The 16,666-nt window shown below is 71.9% G+C and carries 13 protein-coding genes, 4 tRNA genes and 1 riboswitch; of the genes, 8 read left to right on the top strand and 9 right to left on the bottom strand.

Going from position 1 to position 16,666, the window contains the following annotated elements; all coding sequences use genetic code 11:
- Positions 1–20 precede the first annotated feature (20 nt).
- The 6 genes from FR742_RS09885 to FR742_RS09860 form a co-directional block, all read right to left on the bottom strand.
- Complete coding sequence (locus FR742_RS09885; protein WP_148030669.1) at positions 21–1,016, bottom strand: ribonucleotide-diphosphate reductase subunit beta; 996 nt, start codon at positions 1,014–1,016, stop codon at positions 21–23.
- Positions 1,017–1,028: 12 nt separating this feature from the next.
- Positions 1,029–3,194 (bottom strand): ribonucleoside-diphosphate reductase subunit alpha, encoded by a 2,166-nt coding sequence (locus FR742_RS09880; protein WP_222708880.1) that lies wholly within the window; start codon positions 3,192–3,194, stop codon positions 1,029–1,031.
- 90 nt (positions 3,195–3,284) lie between these two features.
- A riboswitch (cobalamin riboswitch) is annotated at positions 3,285–3,482 on the bottom strand.
- A gap of 32 nt (positions 3,483–3,514) precedes the next feature.
- A complete protein-coding gene (locus FR742_RS09875; protein ID WP_148030667.1) occupies positions 3,515–4,432 on the bottom strand; it encodes a tripartite tricarboxylate transporter substrate-binding protein in 918 nt (305 codons plus the stop codon).
- A gap of 75 nt (positions 4,433–4,507) precedes the next feature.
- Positions 4,508–5,230 carry an SAM-dependent methyltransferase gene (locus tag FR742_RS09870; protein ID WP_261808453.1) on the bottom strand — a complete coding sequence of 241 codons (723 nt, stop codon included), beginning with the start codon at positions 5,228–5,230 and terminating at the stop codon, positions 4,508–4,510.
- A gap of 97 nt (positions 5,231–5,327) precedes the next feature.
- Positions 5,328–7,148: a glutamine--fructose-6-phosphate transaminase (isomerizing) gene (gene glmS, locus FR742_RS09865; RefSeq protein ID WP_148030666.1), complete on the bottom strand. Its 1,821-nt coding sequence runs from the start codon at positions 7,146–7,148 to the stop codon at positions 5,328–5,330.
- Between the two features lie 9 nt (positions 7,149–7,157).
- Positions 7,158–7,445, bottom strand: a complete 288-nt coding sequence (locus FR742_RS09860) for a hypothetical protein (RefSeq protein WP_148030665.1) — start codon at positions 7,443–7,445, stop codon at positions 7,158–7,160.
- Positions 7,446–7,614: 169 nt separating this feature from the next.
- Here FR742_RS09860 and FR742_RS45675 point away from each other — a divergent pair, with 169 nt between their 5' ends.
- From FR742_RS45675 to FR742_RS09820, 8 genes are all read left to right on the top strand, one after another.
- A complete protein-coding gene (locus FR742_RS45675) occupies positions 7,615–10,599 on the top strand; it encodes an N-acetylmuramoyl-L-alanine amidase (RefSeq protein WP_261808451.1) in 2,985 nt (994 codons plus the stop codon).
- Between the two features lie 86 nt (positions 10,600–10,685).
- Positions 10,686–10,757: transfer RNA gene (locus FR742_RS09850), tRNA-Gly, on the top strand.
- A 15-nt stretch (positions 10,758–10,772) separates the two neighbouring features.
- A tRNA-Cys gene (locus FR742_RS09845) sits at positions 10,773–10,843 on the top strand.
- Positions 10,844–10,894: 51 nt separating this feature from the next.
- Positions 10,895–10,966 (top strand) — tRNA-Gly (locus tag FR742_RS09840).
- A 19-nt stretch (positions 10,967–10,985) separates the two neighbouring features.
- Positions 10,986–11,057: transfer RNA gene (locus FR742_RS09835), tRNA-Val, on the top strand.
- Positions 11,058–11,278: 221 nt separating this feature from the next.
- Positions 11,279–12,094, top strand: a complete 816-nt coding sequence (locus FR742_RS09830; RefSeq protein WP_148034451.1) for a mechanosensitive ion channel family protein — start codon at positions 11,279–11,281, stop codon at positions 12,092–12,094.
- Between the two features lie 272 nt (positions 12,095–12,366).
- The gene (locus FR742_RS09825) at positions 12,367–12,645 is read left to right on the top strand and encodes a hypothetical protein (RefSeq protein ID WP_148030664.1); all 279 of its coding nucleotides are present in this window, start codon (positions 12,367–12,369) and stop codon (positions 12,643–12,645) included.
- Positions 12,646–12,678: 33 nt separating this feature from the next.
- A complete protein-coding gene (locus tag FR742_RS09820) occupies positions 12,679–13,614 on the top strand; it encodes a ribose-phosphate pyrophosphokinase (protein WP_148030663.1) in 936 nt (311 codons plus the stop codon).
- Between the two features lie 16 nt (positions 13,615–13,630).
- Here the strand turns inward: FR742_RS09820 and FR742_RS09815 are convergent, their stop codons facing one another.
- From FR742_RS09815 to FR742_RS09805, 3 genes are read right to left on the bottom strand one after another with little or no spacing between them, the layout of a single operon-like run.
- On the bottom strand, positions 13,631–13,942 hold the full coding sequence (locus FR742_RS09815; protein WP_219547587.1) for a DUF6401 family natural product biosynthesis protein: 312 nt from the start codon (positions 13,940–13,942) through the stop codon (positions 13,631–13,633).
- Between the two features lie 30 nt (positions 13,943–13,972).
- Positions 13,973–15,106: a 4-carboxymuconolactone decarboxylase gene (pcaC, locus tag FR742_RS09810; protein WP_148030662.1), complete on the bottom strand. Its 1,134-nt coding sequence runs from the start codon at positions 15,104–15,106 to the stop codon at positions 13,973–13,975.
- Entirely contained in the window at positions 15,103–16,470 is a 1,368-nt protein-coding gene (locus tag FR742_RS09805; protein WP_261808450.1) for a lyase family protein, read from the bottom strand. Before FR742_RS09805 ends, pcaC begins: the two co-directional genes overlap by 4 nt.
- Between the last annotated feature and the right edge of the window lie 196 nt (positions 16,471–16,666).

Raw genomic sequence — 16,666 nt, 5'->3', positions numbered from 1 at the left:
GTGAGCGACCCCCCGAAGATTCAGAAGTTCTCGTCAAAACTCACATTGCCCTCAACCGCCACCTGATAAGCGGACACCCGGCGTTCGAAGAAGTTGGCCAGCTCCTGCACGTCCTGGAGCTCCATGAAGGCGAACGGGTTCTCGGTGCCGTAGCGGCGGGGCATGCCCAGCCTGACCAGCCGCTGGTCGGCGACGTACTCCAGGTAGGCGCGCATCTGCTCGGCGGACATCCCGGGCATGCCGTCGCCGCACAGGTCGCGGGCGAAGGCCAGCTCGGCGGCGACCGCCTCCTCCAGCATGCGGCCGACCTGCTCGCCCAGCTCCTCGTCGAACAGCTCGGGCTCCTCCGCCCGGACGGTGTCGACGACGCTGAACGCGAACTCCATGTGCATGGACTCGTCGCGGAACACCCAGTTCGTCCCGGTGGCCAGCCCGCTGAGCAGGCCGCGGGAGCGGAACCAGTACACGTACGCGAAGGCGCCGTAGAAGAACAGGCCCTCGATGCAGGCGGCGAAGCAGATGAGGTTGAGCAGGAACCGCCGCCGGTCGCCCGCGTTCTCCAGGCTCCGCAGGTCGCCGATGGAGTCGATCCACCGGAAGCAGAACTCGGCCTTGTCGCGGATCGACGGGATGTGCTCGATCGCGGCGAACGCCTTGACCCGCTCGTCCGGGTCGGGCAGGTAGGTGTCGAGCAGCGTCAGGTAGAACTGCACGTGCACCGCCTCCTCGAACAGCTGCCTGCTCAGGTAGAGCCGGGCCTCGGGGGCGTTGACGTGCTGGTAGAGGTTGAGCACCAGGTTGTTGGCGACGATCGAGTCACCGGTGGCGAAGAACGCGACCAGCCGGTTGATCAGGTGCCGTTCCTGGGCGGTCATCTTTGCCAGGTCGGCCACGTCGGAGTGCAGGTCGACCTCCTCCACCGTCCAGGTGTTGCGGATGGCGGCCCGGTAGCGCTCGTAGAAGTCCGGGTAGCGCATCGGGCGCAGGGTGAGGTCCATTCCGGGGTCGAGAAGCATGAGGGGATCTCCTTACTGGCAGGCTTCGCAGACGTCGGGGTTCTCCAGCGAGCAGGCCACCTGCTCGACGGCGGCGGCCGGCTGGACGGTGGTCTGCGCGATGCGGGTGGCCGGGCGGGAACGCAGGTAGTAGGTGGTCTTCAGGCCCTGCTTCCACGCGTAGGCGTACATCGACGAGAGCTTGCCGATGGTGGGGGCGGCCATGAACAGGTTGAGCGACTGGCCCTGGTCGACGTACGGCTGGCGGGCGGCGGCCAGGTCGATGAGCGCCTTCTGCGGCAGCTCCCAGGCGGTGCGGTAGAGCAGCTTGAGGTCGTCGGGGATGCCCGGCAGGTGCTGCACGGACCCGTCGGCGCGCTTCAGCCCGTCGCGCGTCGCCTGCGTCCACAGCCCGCGTTCCCGCAGGTCGGCCACCAGATAGCGGTTGACCTGGAGGAACTCGCCGGACAGCGTCTCGCGCTTGAACACGTTGGACACCTGCGGCTCGATGCACTCGTAGCAGCCGGCGATGGACGCGATGGTGGCCGTCGGCGCGATGGCGATCATGAGCGAGTTGCGCAGCCCGGTGGCGGCGATCTTCTCGCGGAGCGCGTCCCAGCGCGGCGAGCCGGCGGCGGCGTAGTGGTCGGGGTGCAGCACGCCCGCCGCGGCGCGGGTGTCGTCGTACGAGGGATGCCGCCCGCGTTCGGCGGCCAGGTCGGCCGAGGTGTCGTAGGCCGCCAGCGCGATCTCCTCGGCGATGCGGGTGGACAGCTCCAGCGCCCGGGGCGAGTCGAACGGGAGGCGGAGCGCGAAGAACACGTCGGCCAGCCCCATCACGCCGAGCCCGATCGGCCGCCAGCGCCGGTTGGCCGCCCCGGCCTCGGGCGTCGGGTAGAAGCCGAGGTCGATGGTGCGGTCCAGGAAGCGCACGGCCGTCCGGACGGTGGCGCGCAGCCGCTCCCAGTCGAGGCCGTCGCGCCCGTCCAGGTGGGCGGCGAGGTTGACCGAGCCGAGGTTGCACACCGCGGTCTCGGCGTCGCTGGTGACCTCCAGGATCTCGGTGCACAGGTTGGACAGGTGGATGACGTTCTCCGGCCGGGCGGTCTGGTTGGAGGTGCGGTTGGCCGTGTCCTTGAACGTCATCCAGCCGTTGCCGGTCTGCGCGAGCGTCCGCATCATCCGCCCGTACAGGGTCCTGGCCGGGATCCGCCGGGTGTGCCGGCCCTCGGCCTCGTAGGCCCGGTAGGCGCGGGTGAACGCCTCGCCGTGCAGGTCGGGCAGGTCGGGGACGTCCTTGGGGTCGAACAGCGACCAGTCCTCACCGGCCTCGACGCGGCGCATGAACTCGTCCGGCACCCAGTTGGCCAGGTTGAGGTTGTGGGTGCGGCGGGCGTCCTCGCCGGTATTGTCGCGCAGCTCCAGGAACTCCTCGATGTCGGCGTGCCAGGTCTCCAGGTAGACGCAGGCCGCGCCCTTGCGCCGGCCGCCCTGGTTGACCGCCGCAACGGAGGCGTCCAGGGTGCGCAGCCACGGCACGATGCCGTTGGAGTGGCCGTTGGTGCCCCGGATGAGCGAGCCACGTGAGCGCACCCGGGTCCACGAGATGCCGATGCCGCCCGCGTACTTCGACAGCCGGGCGACCTGCGCGTACCGGTCGTAGATCGCCTCCAGCTCGTCGCGCGGCGAGTCGAGCAGGAAGCACGACGAGAGCTGCGGGCGGCGCGCGCCCGCGTTGAACAGGGTCGGCGAGCTGGGCAGGTAGGACAGCGTCGCCATCAGCCGGTAGAGCTCGGCGGCCTCCGCGACGGTCTCCGACAGCCCGCAGGCGACCCGCAGGAAGAAGTGCTGGGGCCGCTCCAGCACGGTCCGGGTGACCGGGTGGCGCAGCAGGTAGCGGTCGTAGACGGTGCGCAGCCCGAAGTACTCGAACCGCTCGTCGGCGGCGTCCGAGACGAGCGCGTCCAGCTCGGCGGCGTGCGCGGCGACGAACTCCGCCAGGCCGTCCTGGATCAGCCCCGCCGCGTGGGTGGCGGCGATCGAGCCGGAGAACGACCGCACCCCGTGCGCGGCCGCCTCGTCGGCGATCTCCTCGGCGAGCAGCCCGGCGGCCACCCGCGAGTTCGCCGGGTCGGCGATCACCCGGGCGGCGGCCTCCTCGATGGCCAGGCGCCGATCACCCTCGACGATCTGTGTCACGTGCTCTCTCCTCGCGAGCTCATCCCCGTGAGGGCGCGCGAGAGCACGGCGGCGCACGCCGCTAGGCCCCCGGGCCCTCCCTCGAGGCCCTGGACATGGTCCATCGCCGGCAGGTCTTCGGGCTCGCGGGCGTCTCGCACTCTCCTACTGGCCGTCGCTTCCCGGATCTTTCCAGTGCTCGTTGACGGCGGTCGTTCCCGCTCACCGCTGCGGGGCAGCCCCGGAATCGCACCGGGTTCCCTTTTGCTCCGCCCCGGGCGGGGGCGAACCGGCGAACGATCGAGATCCTACATCTAGTGGCTGCTTTCGCAACCGCCACATCATGTTGTGCCCTTGCCGCTTTCGAGGAGGCCGAGATCGCGGAGCACGGCCTTGGTGCGGCGGACCTCGGAGACGACCCAGGCGGCGAAGCGGTCGCCGGCCAGCGGGATCGGCGTCCAGTCGCCCTCCCGGCAGGTACGCTGCCAACCGGGCGAGCCGGTCACCTCCTCGCACATGCCGATGGCCGCCTCCCGGCTCTCCTGCGGCATGCCGCCGGGCCCGACGGCGGCGCACCAGCTCGCGAAGTCCACCCGGACCCCGAGCTCCAGCAGGCTGGGCGCGTCCAGCCCGGGGAACCGCTCGGCACAGGACACGGCCAGCACCCGGACCCGGCCCCGGTCGATGTACGGGCGCCAGCCGGCGAGCGGGCCCGTCGCGGCGACGGCGCGGCCGGCGAGCAGCGCGGTGGCGACCTCGGAGATGCCGGGGTAGCCGGTGTAGTCCACCTGCCGGGTGTCGGCGCCGAGCCCGCGCGCGATGAGCCCGAACAGCAGGTGGTCGGGGGCGCCCTGCGGCCCGCCGGCGAGCGGGGTGCCCGTGGGGTCGGCGCGCAGGCGGGCGCCGAACGCGTCGAAGGTGGCCAGACCCGAGTCGCGCGGCACCAGCACCACCTCGACCTCGCCGGCCAGCCGGGCCAGCGGGGTGGTGCCGTGCAGGGGCGACTCGGCCGCGTTCAGCTCGGCGGCGGCGAGCGCGGGCAGCCCGGTGATGGTGATCGTGGTGACCGGCCCGGCCCCGCCGACCGGGTAGCCGGCTCCGCGGGCCACCTGGGTGAACGCCTCGGCGACGCGGCTCCAGCGCTCGCCGCCGCCGAGGATCTCGTACGCGCCGGGCGCGCGTCCGGCGTGACGGTCACCGCAGCCGGCCAAGCAGGCGGCCATTCCCAGGCCTGTCACGAGGAACCGCCTGCGCCGCATGACCCGCCTCCCCCGAAGTGTCCACTTCAGGTTATTTACAGATCACGCAGAGTTACACATGCCGGATATCACCTACTAAGGTTTCCAGGCCATCCCGGCCAGCAGCGGCAGCCGTGTGGCGCCGACCAGGCGTGGCCGGTCGGGCCGCCACTCGTGGGCCTGCACCAGACCGGGCTCGATCATGACGAAGTCACCGAAGAACGCCTGGATCTCCTCCGGTCCCCTGCCGGTGCCGCCCGCCGGGGCGTCGCCCGACGAGGTGGCGTGCGCGATGGCCAGGTGGCTGCCCGGCGCCAGCGCCTCCCGCAGGAGGGCGACCACGGCGTGCGGGTTCATGCTGTCGGGCACGAAGTGGAGCACCGACACCAGCAGCACCCCGACCGGCCTGGCCGGGTCGAGGAAGCCGGCGGCGCCGTCGAGCATCCGCGCGGGGTCGAGCAGGTCGGCCTCCACGAAGACAGCTCCGGCCTGCTCCTCCAGCAGTTCGCGGCCGTGCGCGGCCACCACCGGGTCGTGGTCGACGTAGACGACCCTGGCGTCCGGGACCACCTCGTGCACGTTGCCCTGGGTGGGCAGGCCGCTGCCCACGTCCAGGAACTGGGTGACGCCCTGCGCGGCGGCGTAGCGGACCGCACGCTGGAGGAACTCCCTGGCGGCGCGCGCCTGCGGCACCGCCTCCGGTATCAGGTCCGCCAGCCGGTCCAGGGCCTCGCGGTCGACCGCGAAGTTGTCCTTGCCGCCGAGCAGGTAGTCGTACATTCGGGCGAGATTGGGAGTGTCGGGGTCGGACTGGGGCACATTTTCGACCCTAGGCGCTCCCCTCCCGGGGCGACACCGGCCGGATTCCGACTATGACCCAGCCGAACGGTAAGGATTTGCTAACCCCCTCTTGCCGCTATTCCACCGTGACACTCTTGGCCAGGTTGCGCGGCTTGTCCACGTCCCTGCCGAGGGCCACCGCGGCGTGGTAGGCCAGCAGCTGGAGCGGGATCGTGAGCAGGATCGGGTCCAGCTCGATCTCGTTCTTGGGCACCACGATGCAGTCCTCGGCCAGCTTGGTGTCCGGCTCGCGGTGGCCGACCATCAGCACGCTGCCGCCGCGGGCGCGGATCTCGCCGAGCGTGGTGAGGTTCTTGTCGAGCAGCTCGTCGTCGGGGACGACCGCCACCGTCGGCATCTCCGGGCCGATCAGCGCGAGCGGGCCGTGCTTGAGCTCGCTGGCCGGATAGGCCTCGGCGTGCACGTACGAGATCTCCTTGAGCTTCTGGGCGCCCTCGCGGGCCACCGGATAGCCGCGGACCCGGCCGACGAACATCATGCTCGCGTGCTTGGCGTACTTCTGCGCCAGCTCGGCGATCTTGTCGCCCTGGGTGAGGATCTCCTCGATCTGGCCCGGCAGCCTGCGCAGGCCCTCGCAGATGCGCCGGCCGTCGGCCGGCGACAGGTCGCGCACCCGGCCCAGGTGCAGGGCGAGCAGCGCGAACGCGACCGCGGTCGAGGTGAACGCCTTGGTCGAGGCCACCGACACCTCGGGGCCCGCGTGCAGGTAGACGCCGCCGTCGACTTCGCGGGCGATGGCGCTGCCGACCGCGTTGACGATGCCGATCACCCGGCCGCCCTTGCGCTTGAGCTCCTGCACGGCGGCGAGCGTGTCGTAGGTCTCGCCTGACTGGCTGATGGCGACGTAGAGCGTGTCCTGCTCGACGACGGGGTTGCGGTAGCGGAACTCGCTGGCGGGCTCGGCGTCGGCCGGGATGCGGGCCAGCTCCTCGATCAACTGGGCGCCGATCTGGCCGGAGTAGTACGCCGAACCGCAGCCGATGACCTTCACCCGGCGGAAGGAGCGGGTCTCGCGGGCGTTCATGTTGAGCCCGCCCAGGTGGGCCACGTTGAAGCGCTCGTCCAGGCGGCCGCTCATCGTGCGGGCGGTGGTCTCGGGCTGCTCGGAGATCTCCTTGAGCAGGTAGTGCTCGTAGCCGCCGGTGTCGTAGTGACCGGCGTCCCAGTCGACGGTCAGCGGCTCCTTGGCGGTCTCGCGGGCGTCGCTGGCGAAGGTGTGGAACCCGTCGGCGCGCAGCACGGCCAGCTCGCCGTCCTCCAGGTGGACCACCTGGCGGGTGTAGCGGACGAGCGCGGCCACGTCGGAGGCGGCGAACATCTCCTTCTCGCCGATGCCGAGCACGATCGGGCTGCCGTTGCGGGCCACGACCACCTCGCCCGGCCGCTCGGCGTCGATCACCGCGATCCCGTACGTGCCGACGACGCTCTTGAGCGACTTGCGTACGGCCTCCTCAAGGGAGTCGTTCTCGTCGACGGCGGCGGCGATCACATGGGCGAGCACCTCGGTGTCGGTCTCGGACCGGAACTCCACGCCGTCGGCGACGAGCTTGGCCCGCAGCTCCCCGGCGTTCTCGATGATGCCGTTGTGCACCACCGCGATGCGCTCATCGCCCGACAGGTGCGGATGCGCGTTCTCGTCGCTGGGCACGCCGTGCGTCGCCCACCGGGTGTGGCCGATGCCGAGAGCGCCCTTGAACCTGGCCGGCACCACCTTGGCCAGGTCGGCGACCCTGCCCTTGACCTTGCGGACCTTGAGTCCTTTGCTGGAGACGACGATCCCGGCCGAGTCGTAGCCGCGGTACTCCAGCCGCTGCAGCCCTTCGAGCAGGATGGGTGCCGCGTCCTTCGGCCCCACGTACGCGACGATTCCGCACATCCGAGTCTCCTATCCGTAGACGATCCGGCGCAGTTGCCGCAGCGACAGCTCGGGCGCCGCCACCCGGCGGGCCCTCAGCTCGGCGGCGATCCTGGGAAAGATCTCATCGTTGGTGAAGCCACGGGCCTGCAACTCCCCGTGGCGACGCCGGACGAACTCCTCCGAGGGCTCGGAGAAGTACGACAGCACGTCGGCCACCACGCGCGCCGCCTCGCCGGGCCCGAGCGGGCTCGTCCGGGTGAGGTGGACGATGAGGTCCTCGTAGGGATGCCGCGCCGTAGACACAGACGAGGACATTACGCAGATGGAACGAGACACGCCAACATCCTGCCCGATTTCGGGCAGAATCAGCTCGGACGAGGGCTCAGCTTCTCCCAATCAGGTGTGCGGCTTTAGGTAGATCCCATGCGGGCGCGGGAATGGTGACGCACAGTGTTCGCGTCGTACCGTCGCGTGGAGGTCCGTCATGCTGTTGCAGGTCGCCGTCGCCGCCGCCGTCCTGGCCGGCCAGCCGGGGGGACGCCAGGACGACTTCGCCTCGGCGGCCAGGGAGTACGGGGTGCCGGTCAGCGTGCTCCTGGGCGTGTCGTACCTGCAGTCGCGCTGGGACGCGCACGCGGGCGAGCCCTCCACGGCGGGCGGTTACGGCCCCATGCACCTGCTGGACCCCGCGCTCATCACGGGCGCCGGCCCCCGCTCCGGCGGCCGGCCGCACGGCCCCCTCCCCCGCTCCGCCGCACCGGGCCACCAGCACGGCGACGCCCGCGGCGACTCCGCCCGCCCCCGCCCGCACCTGGATCCCCGGGGCGAACCCGCGACGGGCCCGGCGGAAGGCAAGGGGACGACACCCCACGAGACCACCCGGCCGGCATCCGGCTCCCCGCGAGCGACCTCGAAAGAGGCGGCGCGGACCGGAAGCGGCGATCGGCGAGAGGCGGCGCGCCCTGGAAGCGGCGATCGGGGCGCGACCCTCGGCGAGGCGGCGCGGTCCGGAAGCGGCGGCCAGGGCGCGACCGCGGGCGAAGCGGCGCGGACCGGAAGCGGCGATCGGGGCGCGACCGCGGGCGAAGCGGCGCGGACCGGAAGCGGCGATCGGGGCGCGACCGCGGGCGAAGCGGCGCGGACCGGAAGCGGCGATCGGGGCGCGACCGCGGGCGAAGCGGCCTCGTCCGGAGGCGACTGGGGGGCGACTCTTGGGGAGGCCGCGCGGTTGACGGGGGTCAGCGTCGAGCGGCTGCGCAGGGACGCCGCCGCGAACATCCGGGCCGGCGCCGCCCTGCTCGCGTCCTACCAGGGCGTGCCCAGCGCCGACCCGGCCCGCTGGCACGCCGCGGTCGCCCGCTACTCGGGCTCGCCCGCGTTCGCCGACGAGGTGCTGCGGGTGATCCGCGACGGCGCGGCCCGACGGGCGGACGACGGCTCCCTGGTCCGGCTGCCCGCGCACCCGGCGCTCCGCTCCCCCGTCCGTCCGACCGATCCGGGGGACGGGGCCGAGTGCCCGCCGTCGCTGGAGTGCCGATGGATGCCCGCCGCGTACGCCAGGACCGGCGAGCAGGACTACGGCAACCACGACCGCATGAGCCGCCCCCGCCGAATCGACTACATCGTCATCCACGACACCGAGGGCCCCTTCCGGGGCATCCCACGCCTGATCCGCGACCCGGAGTACGTGAGCTGGCACTACACGATCCGCTCCCGCGACGGCCAGATCGCCCAGCACGTGAAGACCCGCGACATCGCCTGGCACGCCGGCAACTGGGACGTCAACACCCGCTCGGTCGGCATCGAGCACGAGGGCTACCTGGCCAGGGGTGGCACCTGGTACACCGAGGCCATGTACCGCGCCTCGGCCCGGCTGGTCCGCCACCTGGCCGCCGAGCACGACATCCCGCTCGACCGGGCCCACATCCTGGGCCACGACAACGTCCCCGGCACCACCCCGGACACCCTCGCCACCATGCACGAGGACCCCGGCCCCTACTGGGACTGGGCCCACTACTTCGACCTGCTCGACGCCCCCTTCGACAAGCGCCCCCGGCGACTCGACACCCTGAGGAAGGCAACCACCGACGAGCCCGCCACCTCGTACGGCGAAGAACCAGACCACCCCGACACCACCAGTCCCTCCCACGCCCAGCCTCCGGCGGCCCCAGCCATACGCGACCACACCACCGCAGACCTGCCCATGCACCACACCGCCGCGGACCCGACCGCGCACGACGGAACCGCCGCGGACCACCACACCCCTGCGGATCCTGCCGCACATGGCCGGACCGCCGCGGACCCCGCCATGCGTCACCACACCGCTGGAGATCCGACCGCGCATGACCAGACCACCGCGGACCGTGCCACGCACCACCCCACCGCTGCAGACCTAGCCGCGCATGACCGAACCGCCACGGACCCCGCCATGTGCCACCACACCGCTGGAGATCCGGCCGCGCACGACGGGACCGCCACGGACCCTGCCACGCACCACCGCACCCCTGCGGATCCGGCCGCACATGACCAGACCACCGCGGACCCTGCCACGCACCACCACACCCCTGCAGACCTAGCCGCGCATGACCGGCCCGCCGCGGACCACCACACCCCTGCAGACCTAGCCGCGCATGACCGGCCCGCCGCGGATCCGGCCGCGCGTGATCAGACCGCCGCCGACACCATCGGGCTTGATCAGGCCACAGCGGACGCGGTCGTGCATGGTCAGAGCGGCCCGGTCGTGCGCGACCAGACCTCCATGCGCGACCAGACCGCCGCAAGCTCGGTCGTGCGTGATGGGGTCGGGTTCGGCAGGGTTGTGCGGGAACGGCCCGGGCGTGGGGGATCCGTCCTGATCCTGCCGGAGTACGACGAGCACCGGCCGCGTTTCACCGGCTGCAAGAGCGCCAAGCCCGACCGGCCGTGCCCGCCGCACGGCGCGTCCGCGGTGTGGCTGCACACGGCGCCCCGCCACGACGCGCCGCTGGTGGACGACATCGGCAAGCGCGTCGGCGAGCCCAGCACGTACAGCGTCTACGACCACAGCGCCCGCGCCTCCGCCGGGCAGCGGTTCGCGGTGGCCGGGCGGCGCGGCGACTGGACGGCCATCTGGTATCTCGGCCGCCGCGCCTGGTTCCACGACCCGCACGAGCACCCGACCGCCGTCCGCGCCCGCGGCCCCGTGGTGGTCCCGCGCGGACCGGACGTCAAGGTGTACGGGCGCGCCTACCCGGAGAAGTCGGCCTATCGCGGCACGGGAGTCGCCTACCAGCCTCACGTCGCGCTCCCGTACCGGATCGGCCCCGGCGAGGCGTACACGGTCGGCGACACCCTGACCGGTTCGTACCATGCGGCCGGATACAAGCCCGCGAGCCACGTCACCGTGAGGGGCAGGCAGCGCTACCACCAGATCCAGCTCGGCCACCGCGTCGCGTTCGTCAAGGCGGAGGACGTCCGCCTCGTCCGCTGATTTTCGCCCCGGGAGGTGCTCCATGGACACGGGCACTCCCGGAAAGCGATATGGTTTTCTTCGTAACCGGCTGGCGCCGGAGACACGCGGAAGTGGCTCAGGGGTAGAGCATCACCTTGCCAAGGTGAGGGTCGCGGGTTCGAATCCCGTCTTCCGCTCGGAGTTCAACTCCTGGTGGAGTGGCCGAGAGGCGAGGCAGCGGCCTGCAAAGCCGTCTACACGGGTTCAAATCCCGTCTCCACCTCGGCAGGTTCGGCGGATCTCACGAGATCCGCTAAGGTAAGAGCAGTGCCATGCGGAAGTGGCTCAGGGGTAGAGCATCACCTTGCCAAGGTGAGGGTCGCGGGTTCGAATCCCGTCTTCCGCTCTGAGTGACAACTCAATACGGACGATTAGCTCAGCGGGAGAGCGCTTCCCTGACACGGAAGAGGTCACTGGTTCAATCCCAGTATCGTCCACCCCACAAAGCCCCAGATTCTGGCACCCGCCGGGTCTGGGGCTTTCTCGTTGCACCGGTCCAGGGCGAATCATCGAGCGGTCTTGACCTCAAGGGCGTCCATCATCACGCTCCGTTTACCATTTGGCCGCTTCTGCGCAGATTGCGTCACGCTGCGTGCATATAGCCACTCCGAGCGGGTAGCGCGCTGACATTGGCTCCTCGGAGGGGGAAACCGTGGACATCAACATAGGCCAGGGCATATCCGATGCCTGGCGAATGATCGCGACATTCGTACCAAGACTCATCGCGTTCCTGGTCATACTCATCATCGGCTGGATCGTGGCGAAGCTGCTGGAGAAGGTCGTCGACAAGGTTCTGGAGCGGGTCGGGTTCGACCGGGCCGTCCAGCGCAGTGGCGTGCAGAGGTGGCTGGAGCGCAGCCAGTACGACGCGAGCAGCCTGCTCGCCAGGATCGTCTTCTATGCGATCATCCTGGTCACCCTGCAGATCGCGTTCAGCGTGTTCGGGCCGAACCCGATCTCCGCGCTGCTGAACGCCGTGGTGGCGTGGCTGCCCATGGCGATCGTGGCCATCGTGATCATCGTGGTGGCCGGCGCGATCGCGAAGGCCGTCGGCGACATCATCAGGGGCGCGCTCGGCGGGCTGTCCTACGGCCGCCTGCTGGCCGTGGCCGCGGAAGTGTTCATCTGGGCGCTGGGGATCATCGCCGCGCTCAACCAGATCGGCGTGGCCACGGCGGTCACCACCCCGGTCCTGATCGCGGCGCTCGCCACAGTGGGCGCGATCGCGGCCATCGGCGTCGGCGGCGGGCTCGTGCGGCCCATGCAGCAGCGGTGGGAACGCTGGCTCAGCCGGATCGAGGAGGAGGCGCCGCAGGCCAGGGCGCACGCGGAGGCGTACCAGCAGGGGCGTGAGCACGCCCGTGCCATGACGCCCGAGGAGATGGCCGAGCGCGGCACGTCGGAGCAGCGGATCACGCCGCAGACCGGCACCGGGACGGTCGGCTCCACCCGGCCGGACATCCGGGAGCCCTGACTCCCGCCGACCTCCGGGACGATGCAGGGGCGGCCGGGCCGACTCGGCCCGGCCGCGACCCCGCGTTCACCGGGGGCCGTGCTGGTCACAGGCGACGGACCCGCACCCGAAGGCTGAACGAGCTCATGGCAGAGGCGGGCGGGCGGTTCGAGATCCCGCCCACCGACCCCTCCGCATCACCAACAGGCGGTAAGGAGGTCTGGACGCTGTGACACCGCGCCGACCCTGGGCAGGGGGAAAGCAGAGCGAGCGCTTCCTGGGAGGTGGGTCAGATGTCCGAGCCCCAGCCTGACGTGGTTTCTTCAGAAGAACGAACGCATGCGCTCGAGGCCGAGCTGAACGCTCTCAGGGCCCGGGCCGACAAAGTCGACCAGCAGCTCCAGGCGTTGGCGGAGGCGAGTCTGGCCCTGGCCCGCGGCCTGGAGAGCCCTCCGGTGGAGGAGCCCGGGCAGCCGCATGCGGAGCGGGCCGCACGACTCGCCCACGAGCTGCTGCTCGCGGCCGGCCTGGGCCGGAGGAGGAGCGAGGGGAGCGAGGGGAGCGAGGGGTAGGCGCCCCGCCATAAGCGGAAGTGGACCACACCGATGACACTGCAGATCGTGGCGGGAACGGCCAACCACGCGCTGGCCGGCTCCGTGGCCGGGATTCTCGGCATCGCGCCGGTCTCCGCGGCGGTGGAGCGATTTCCGGACGGAGAGCTCCGGCCCGTCGTGGGCGGGATGCGGGGTGCGGACGTCTATCTGGTCCAACCCACGAGCCCGCCGGTCAACGAGCACGTGATGGAGTCGCTGTTGCTGATCGACGCCTGCCGTCGGGCGGGCGCGGCGCAGATCACCGCGGTCATGCCGTACTTCGGGTACGCCCGTCAGGACCGTCGTGGCCGGTCCGGGCAGGCGATCGGAATCCGCGTCGTCGCGGACGCGCTCGCGTCGGCCGGGATGCGGCGTCTGATCGTGACGGATCCGCACACGACCGCGCTGGAGGCGATCTGCGCTGTTCCGGTGGAGATGCTGACGGCCGTGCCGTCCCTCGCCCGCGTGCTGGGTGAGCAGGTGCCGGACGAGGCCGTGGTGGTGGCGCCTGATCTCGGCGCGGTCAAGCTGGCGGAGCATTACGGCGCTCTGCTGTCGTGTCCTGTGGCGGTGGTGCGCAAGACCAGGCTGAGCGGGACACGTGTGGTCGCCGAGGAACTGGTGGGGGATGTACGGGATCGTCCGGTGGTCATCGTCGACGACATGATCAGTACGGGCGGCACTATCGAAGCTGCCGCGGAGGTGGTGGCCGGCCACGGTGCCGCGCCGGAGATCGTGGTGGTGGCGACGCACGGGTTGTTCGTGGCATCGGCGGCCGAGCGCCTCGGCCGTGCCATGATCCGGCGGATCCTGGTCACCGACACCGTCGCACAGCGGCCCGACTCGGGAATGCCGCTTGATGTGTGCTCGGTGGCGCCGCTCCTGGCCGATGCCATCGGGCGCCTGTACCGGAACGAGCCGCTGGACAAGCTGCCGGCGCGGGCATGACGGTCCCGCGGACGGCCTAGGCGGGGAGGTCGCCGGTGAGGAAGCCGTGCCGGTGGGCGAGCCAGCACGCGGCCGTCAGGCGGAGCGCCGGGGGGTCGGGCAGGCCGTCGTAGAACCAGCCCCACTCGCGCAGTCCGTCCAGGAAGCCCAGCACGTAGTCGCCCAGGATCTCGGGGTCGAGCGGGATCGTGTCCCGCAGGATCGCGGCGTGCTGGTCCACCGCGGCGACCAGCGCGGGGTCGGTGGCCATCCTGGCGAGCTGGTCCTGGCCCAGCTCCCCCATCACCCACTGCAGGGGCGCAGCCGCCCACCCATCCTCGAAATGCACCTTTAAACCATAAACCACCCCAAAACCCCTTTACCCTTCGGCGTCGATGTCCGCGAGCGTGCGCTGCGCCACCGCGAAGGCCGAGTTGGCCGCCGGTACCCCGCAGTAGACGGCGGTCTGCAGCAGCACCTCCTTGATCTCTTCACGGGTGAGCCCGTTCCGCAGAGCCGCCCGTACGTGCATCGCGAGCTCTTCCATGTGACCGCGCGCCACCAGCGCGGTGAGCGTGACGACGCTGCGGGCGCGCCGGTCGAGGCCGGGACGGTTCCAGATCTCGTCCCAGGCGTAGCGGGTGATGAAATCCTGGAAGTCGCGGGTGAAGTCGGTGATGGCGGCGTTGGCCCGGTCGACGTGCGCGCCGCCGAGCACCTCGCGCCGGGTCCGCATCCCGTCGGCCCGGCTCTCCCCCGCGGCCTTGCCCGCGCCCGCCGGCCAGGTGTCGGAGAGGTGGCGCAGGATCGCGGCCGTCGCCGGGACCGGACGCTGGACGGTCGCCAGGTGCGAGGCCGCCGGGATGGCCGCGAGCAGGGCGCCCGGGATGCCGGTGGTCAGGGTGAGCGCGTGCTCCAGCGGCGTCGCCGGGTCGTCGGCCCCCGCCACGATCAGCGCGGGCGCGGCGATCTCCGGCAGCCCGGCCCGCAGGTCGTAACCGGCCAGCGCCTCACAGCAGGCGGCGTAGGACTCGTCGTCGACCTGGCCGAGCATGTCGATGACCCAGCCTCCGTCGTACCCGTCGGTGAACCAGCGTGAGGCCAGCACGGGCCCGAGCGACCGCACGCCCGCGTTCCGTACCTGTGCCGCCCGCTCCCGCCACGGGCCCGGCTCGCCGAACCTGGCGGACGAGCAGCACATGATCAGGCTCCGCACCCGCTCCGGTGCCCTGAGCGCGGCGGTCGCGGCGACCGCGCCGCCTACCGAGATCCCGCCGATGGCGAAGTACGGCTCGTCCACCAGGTCGAGCACGGCCAGGGCCAGGTCGTCGAGCGTGAACCCGCCGGCCGCGGGCGAGCCGCCGTGACCCGGCAGGTCGTACCGCAGCACCCGCCACCGGTCGGTCAGCGCCGGCAGCTGGGGCTTCCAGACGTCCAAGGTGGTGCCCAGCGACGGGCCGAGCACGAGCAGCGGCCCGCCGGCGGGGCCGTCGACGCGATGATGGAGCTTCACTGGTGTCCTTCTCTGTCTCGGTACGCGGCCAGGACTCGGTCGGTGAGGGCCGGGGCCGCGCCCAGGTAACCGGACGGGTCCAGCAGGTCGGCGGGGGCGTCGAGGGGGCCGTCCCGGCGGAGCGTCTGGGTGAGCGCGTCCCGGCCGAGGTGGGCGGCCAGGCGTTCGGAGACGATGCGGCCGCCGGTGAGCCCGGCGTTGGCGCGCATCTGGCCCGGGAAGACCTGGAGGCCGGCGGTCAGTTCCGCGGCGGTCTCCGCGGCGCCGCCGGTCAGCCGCAGGCACTCGCGGAGCGGGCTCCACTCGGCCTGCCAGGCGCCCGCCGCGCGTTCGTGCTCCCCCACCTGGGCCAGCGCCTGCGCGTAGACGGGGACCTGGAGCGAGGCGGCGCGGATCAGGACGGACAGGGCGGGGTTGCGCTTGTGCGGCATGGCGGACGAGCCGCCCGGTGACGCCTCGGCGACCTCGCCGACCTCGGTCTGGGACATGAGCACGACGTCGGCGGCGATCTTGCCGAGCGCCGTCGACACCCCGGCCAGCGCCGCGCCCAGGTCGGCGACGACCGACCGTTCGGCGTGCCACGGAATCTCGGGCGCGACCAGCCCGGTCTCCTGGGCGAACAACTCGACGACGCGCAGGGCCCGTTCCCCTGCCGAAGGCGGGTGTCCACCGACGCCAGAGGCCGCCCGCCCTTCACGCGTACGACCTTCGCCGGGCTGGTGTGGAGTGGGAGAGGGTGTCTCTGCGGCTCCCGCTCCTTCGGAAGACTGCGCCCTCGCGGAAGCGCCTTCGGTGGCTTCGGTGAGGGCGGAGAGGGTGCCGGCGGCCCCGCCGAGCTGGGCGGGGAGGGGGACGGCCGCCAGGCGGTCGCGGGCGCGCAGGACGCCTGCCAGCCAGGTGGCCGCCTTCAGGCCGAAGGTGGTGGGGACGGCCTGCTGGCCCAGCGTGCGGGCGGCCATCACCGTGGTGCGGTGCCGCTCCGCCAGGCCGGCCAGGGACGCCGCGACGGCGTCGAGGTCGGCGAGGATGGCTTCGGATGCCCGGCGGGCGACCAGCATCGCGGCGGTGTCCAGGATGTCCTGGCTGGTGGCGCCCAGGTGCACGTGGGAGGCCGCCGCGCCGGCGGCCTCGCGCAGGTCGGACACCAGCGGCACGACGGGGTTGGCCGACCGGCGGGCGCGTCGGGCCAGGGCGGGCACGTCCACGTCCAGTTCCGCCGCCGCGCGGCCGATCAGCGCCGCCGCCTCCTCCGGCACCAGACCCGCCCGCGCCTGCGCTCGGGTCAAGGCCGCCTCGGCGTCCAGCATCGCCCGTACCCAAGCCTGGTCGGACGTCAACTCCTCGACGCGGACGCCCGCACGCACCGGCGCCAGGAGCCCGCTATCGAGCGCCCCGGAACCCTCTCCGGAGCCGCCCGCGACGGCGGCGATCCCCCAGGAGGCAGCACCAGAACCCCCGGACGCGCCCGCTGCCGCACCGCCGAAACCCCCGGAAGCAGCACCAGAACCTCGGGACGCGCCCGCTGCCGCGCGACCGGAGCCCCCGGAGGCAGGACCGGAA

Source organism: Nonomuraea sp. C10 (genome assembly GCF_008017515.1).
GTDB lineage: Bacteria > Actinomycetota > Actinomycetes > Streptosporangiales > Streptosporangiaceae > Nonomuraea > Nonomuraea ferruginea.
The sequence above is the reverse complement of the archived record's forward strand: the minus strand, read 5'-3'. Positions and strand labels throughout refer to the sequence as shown.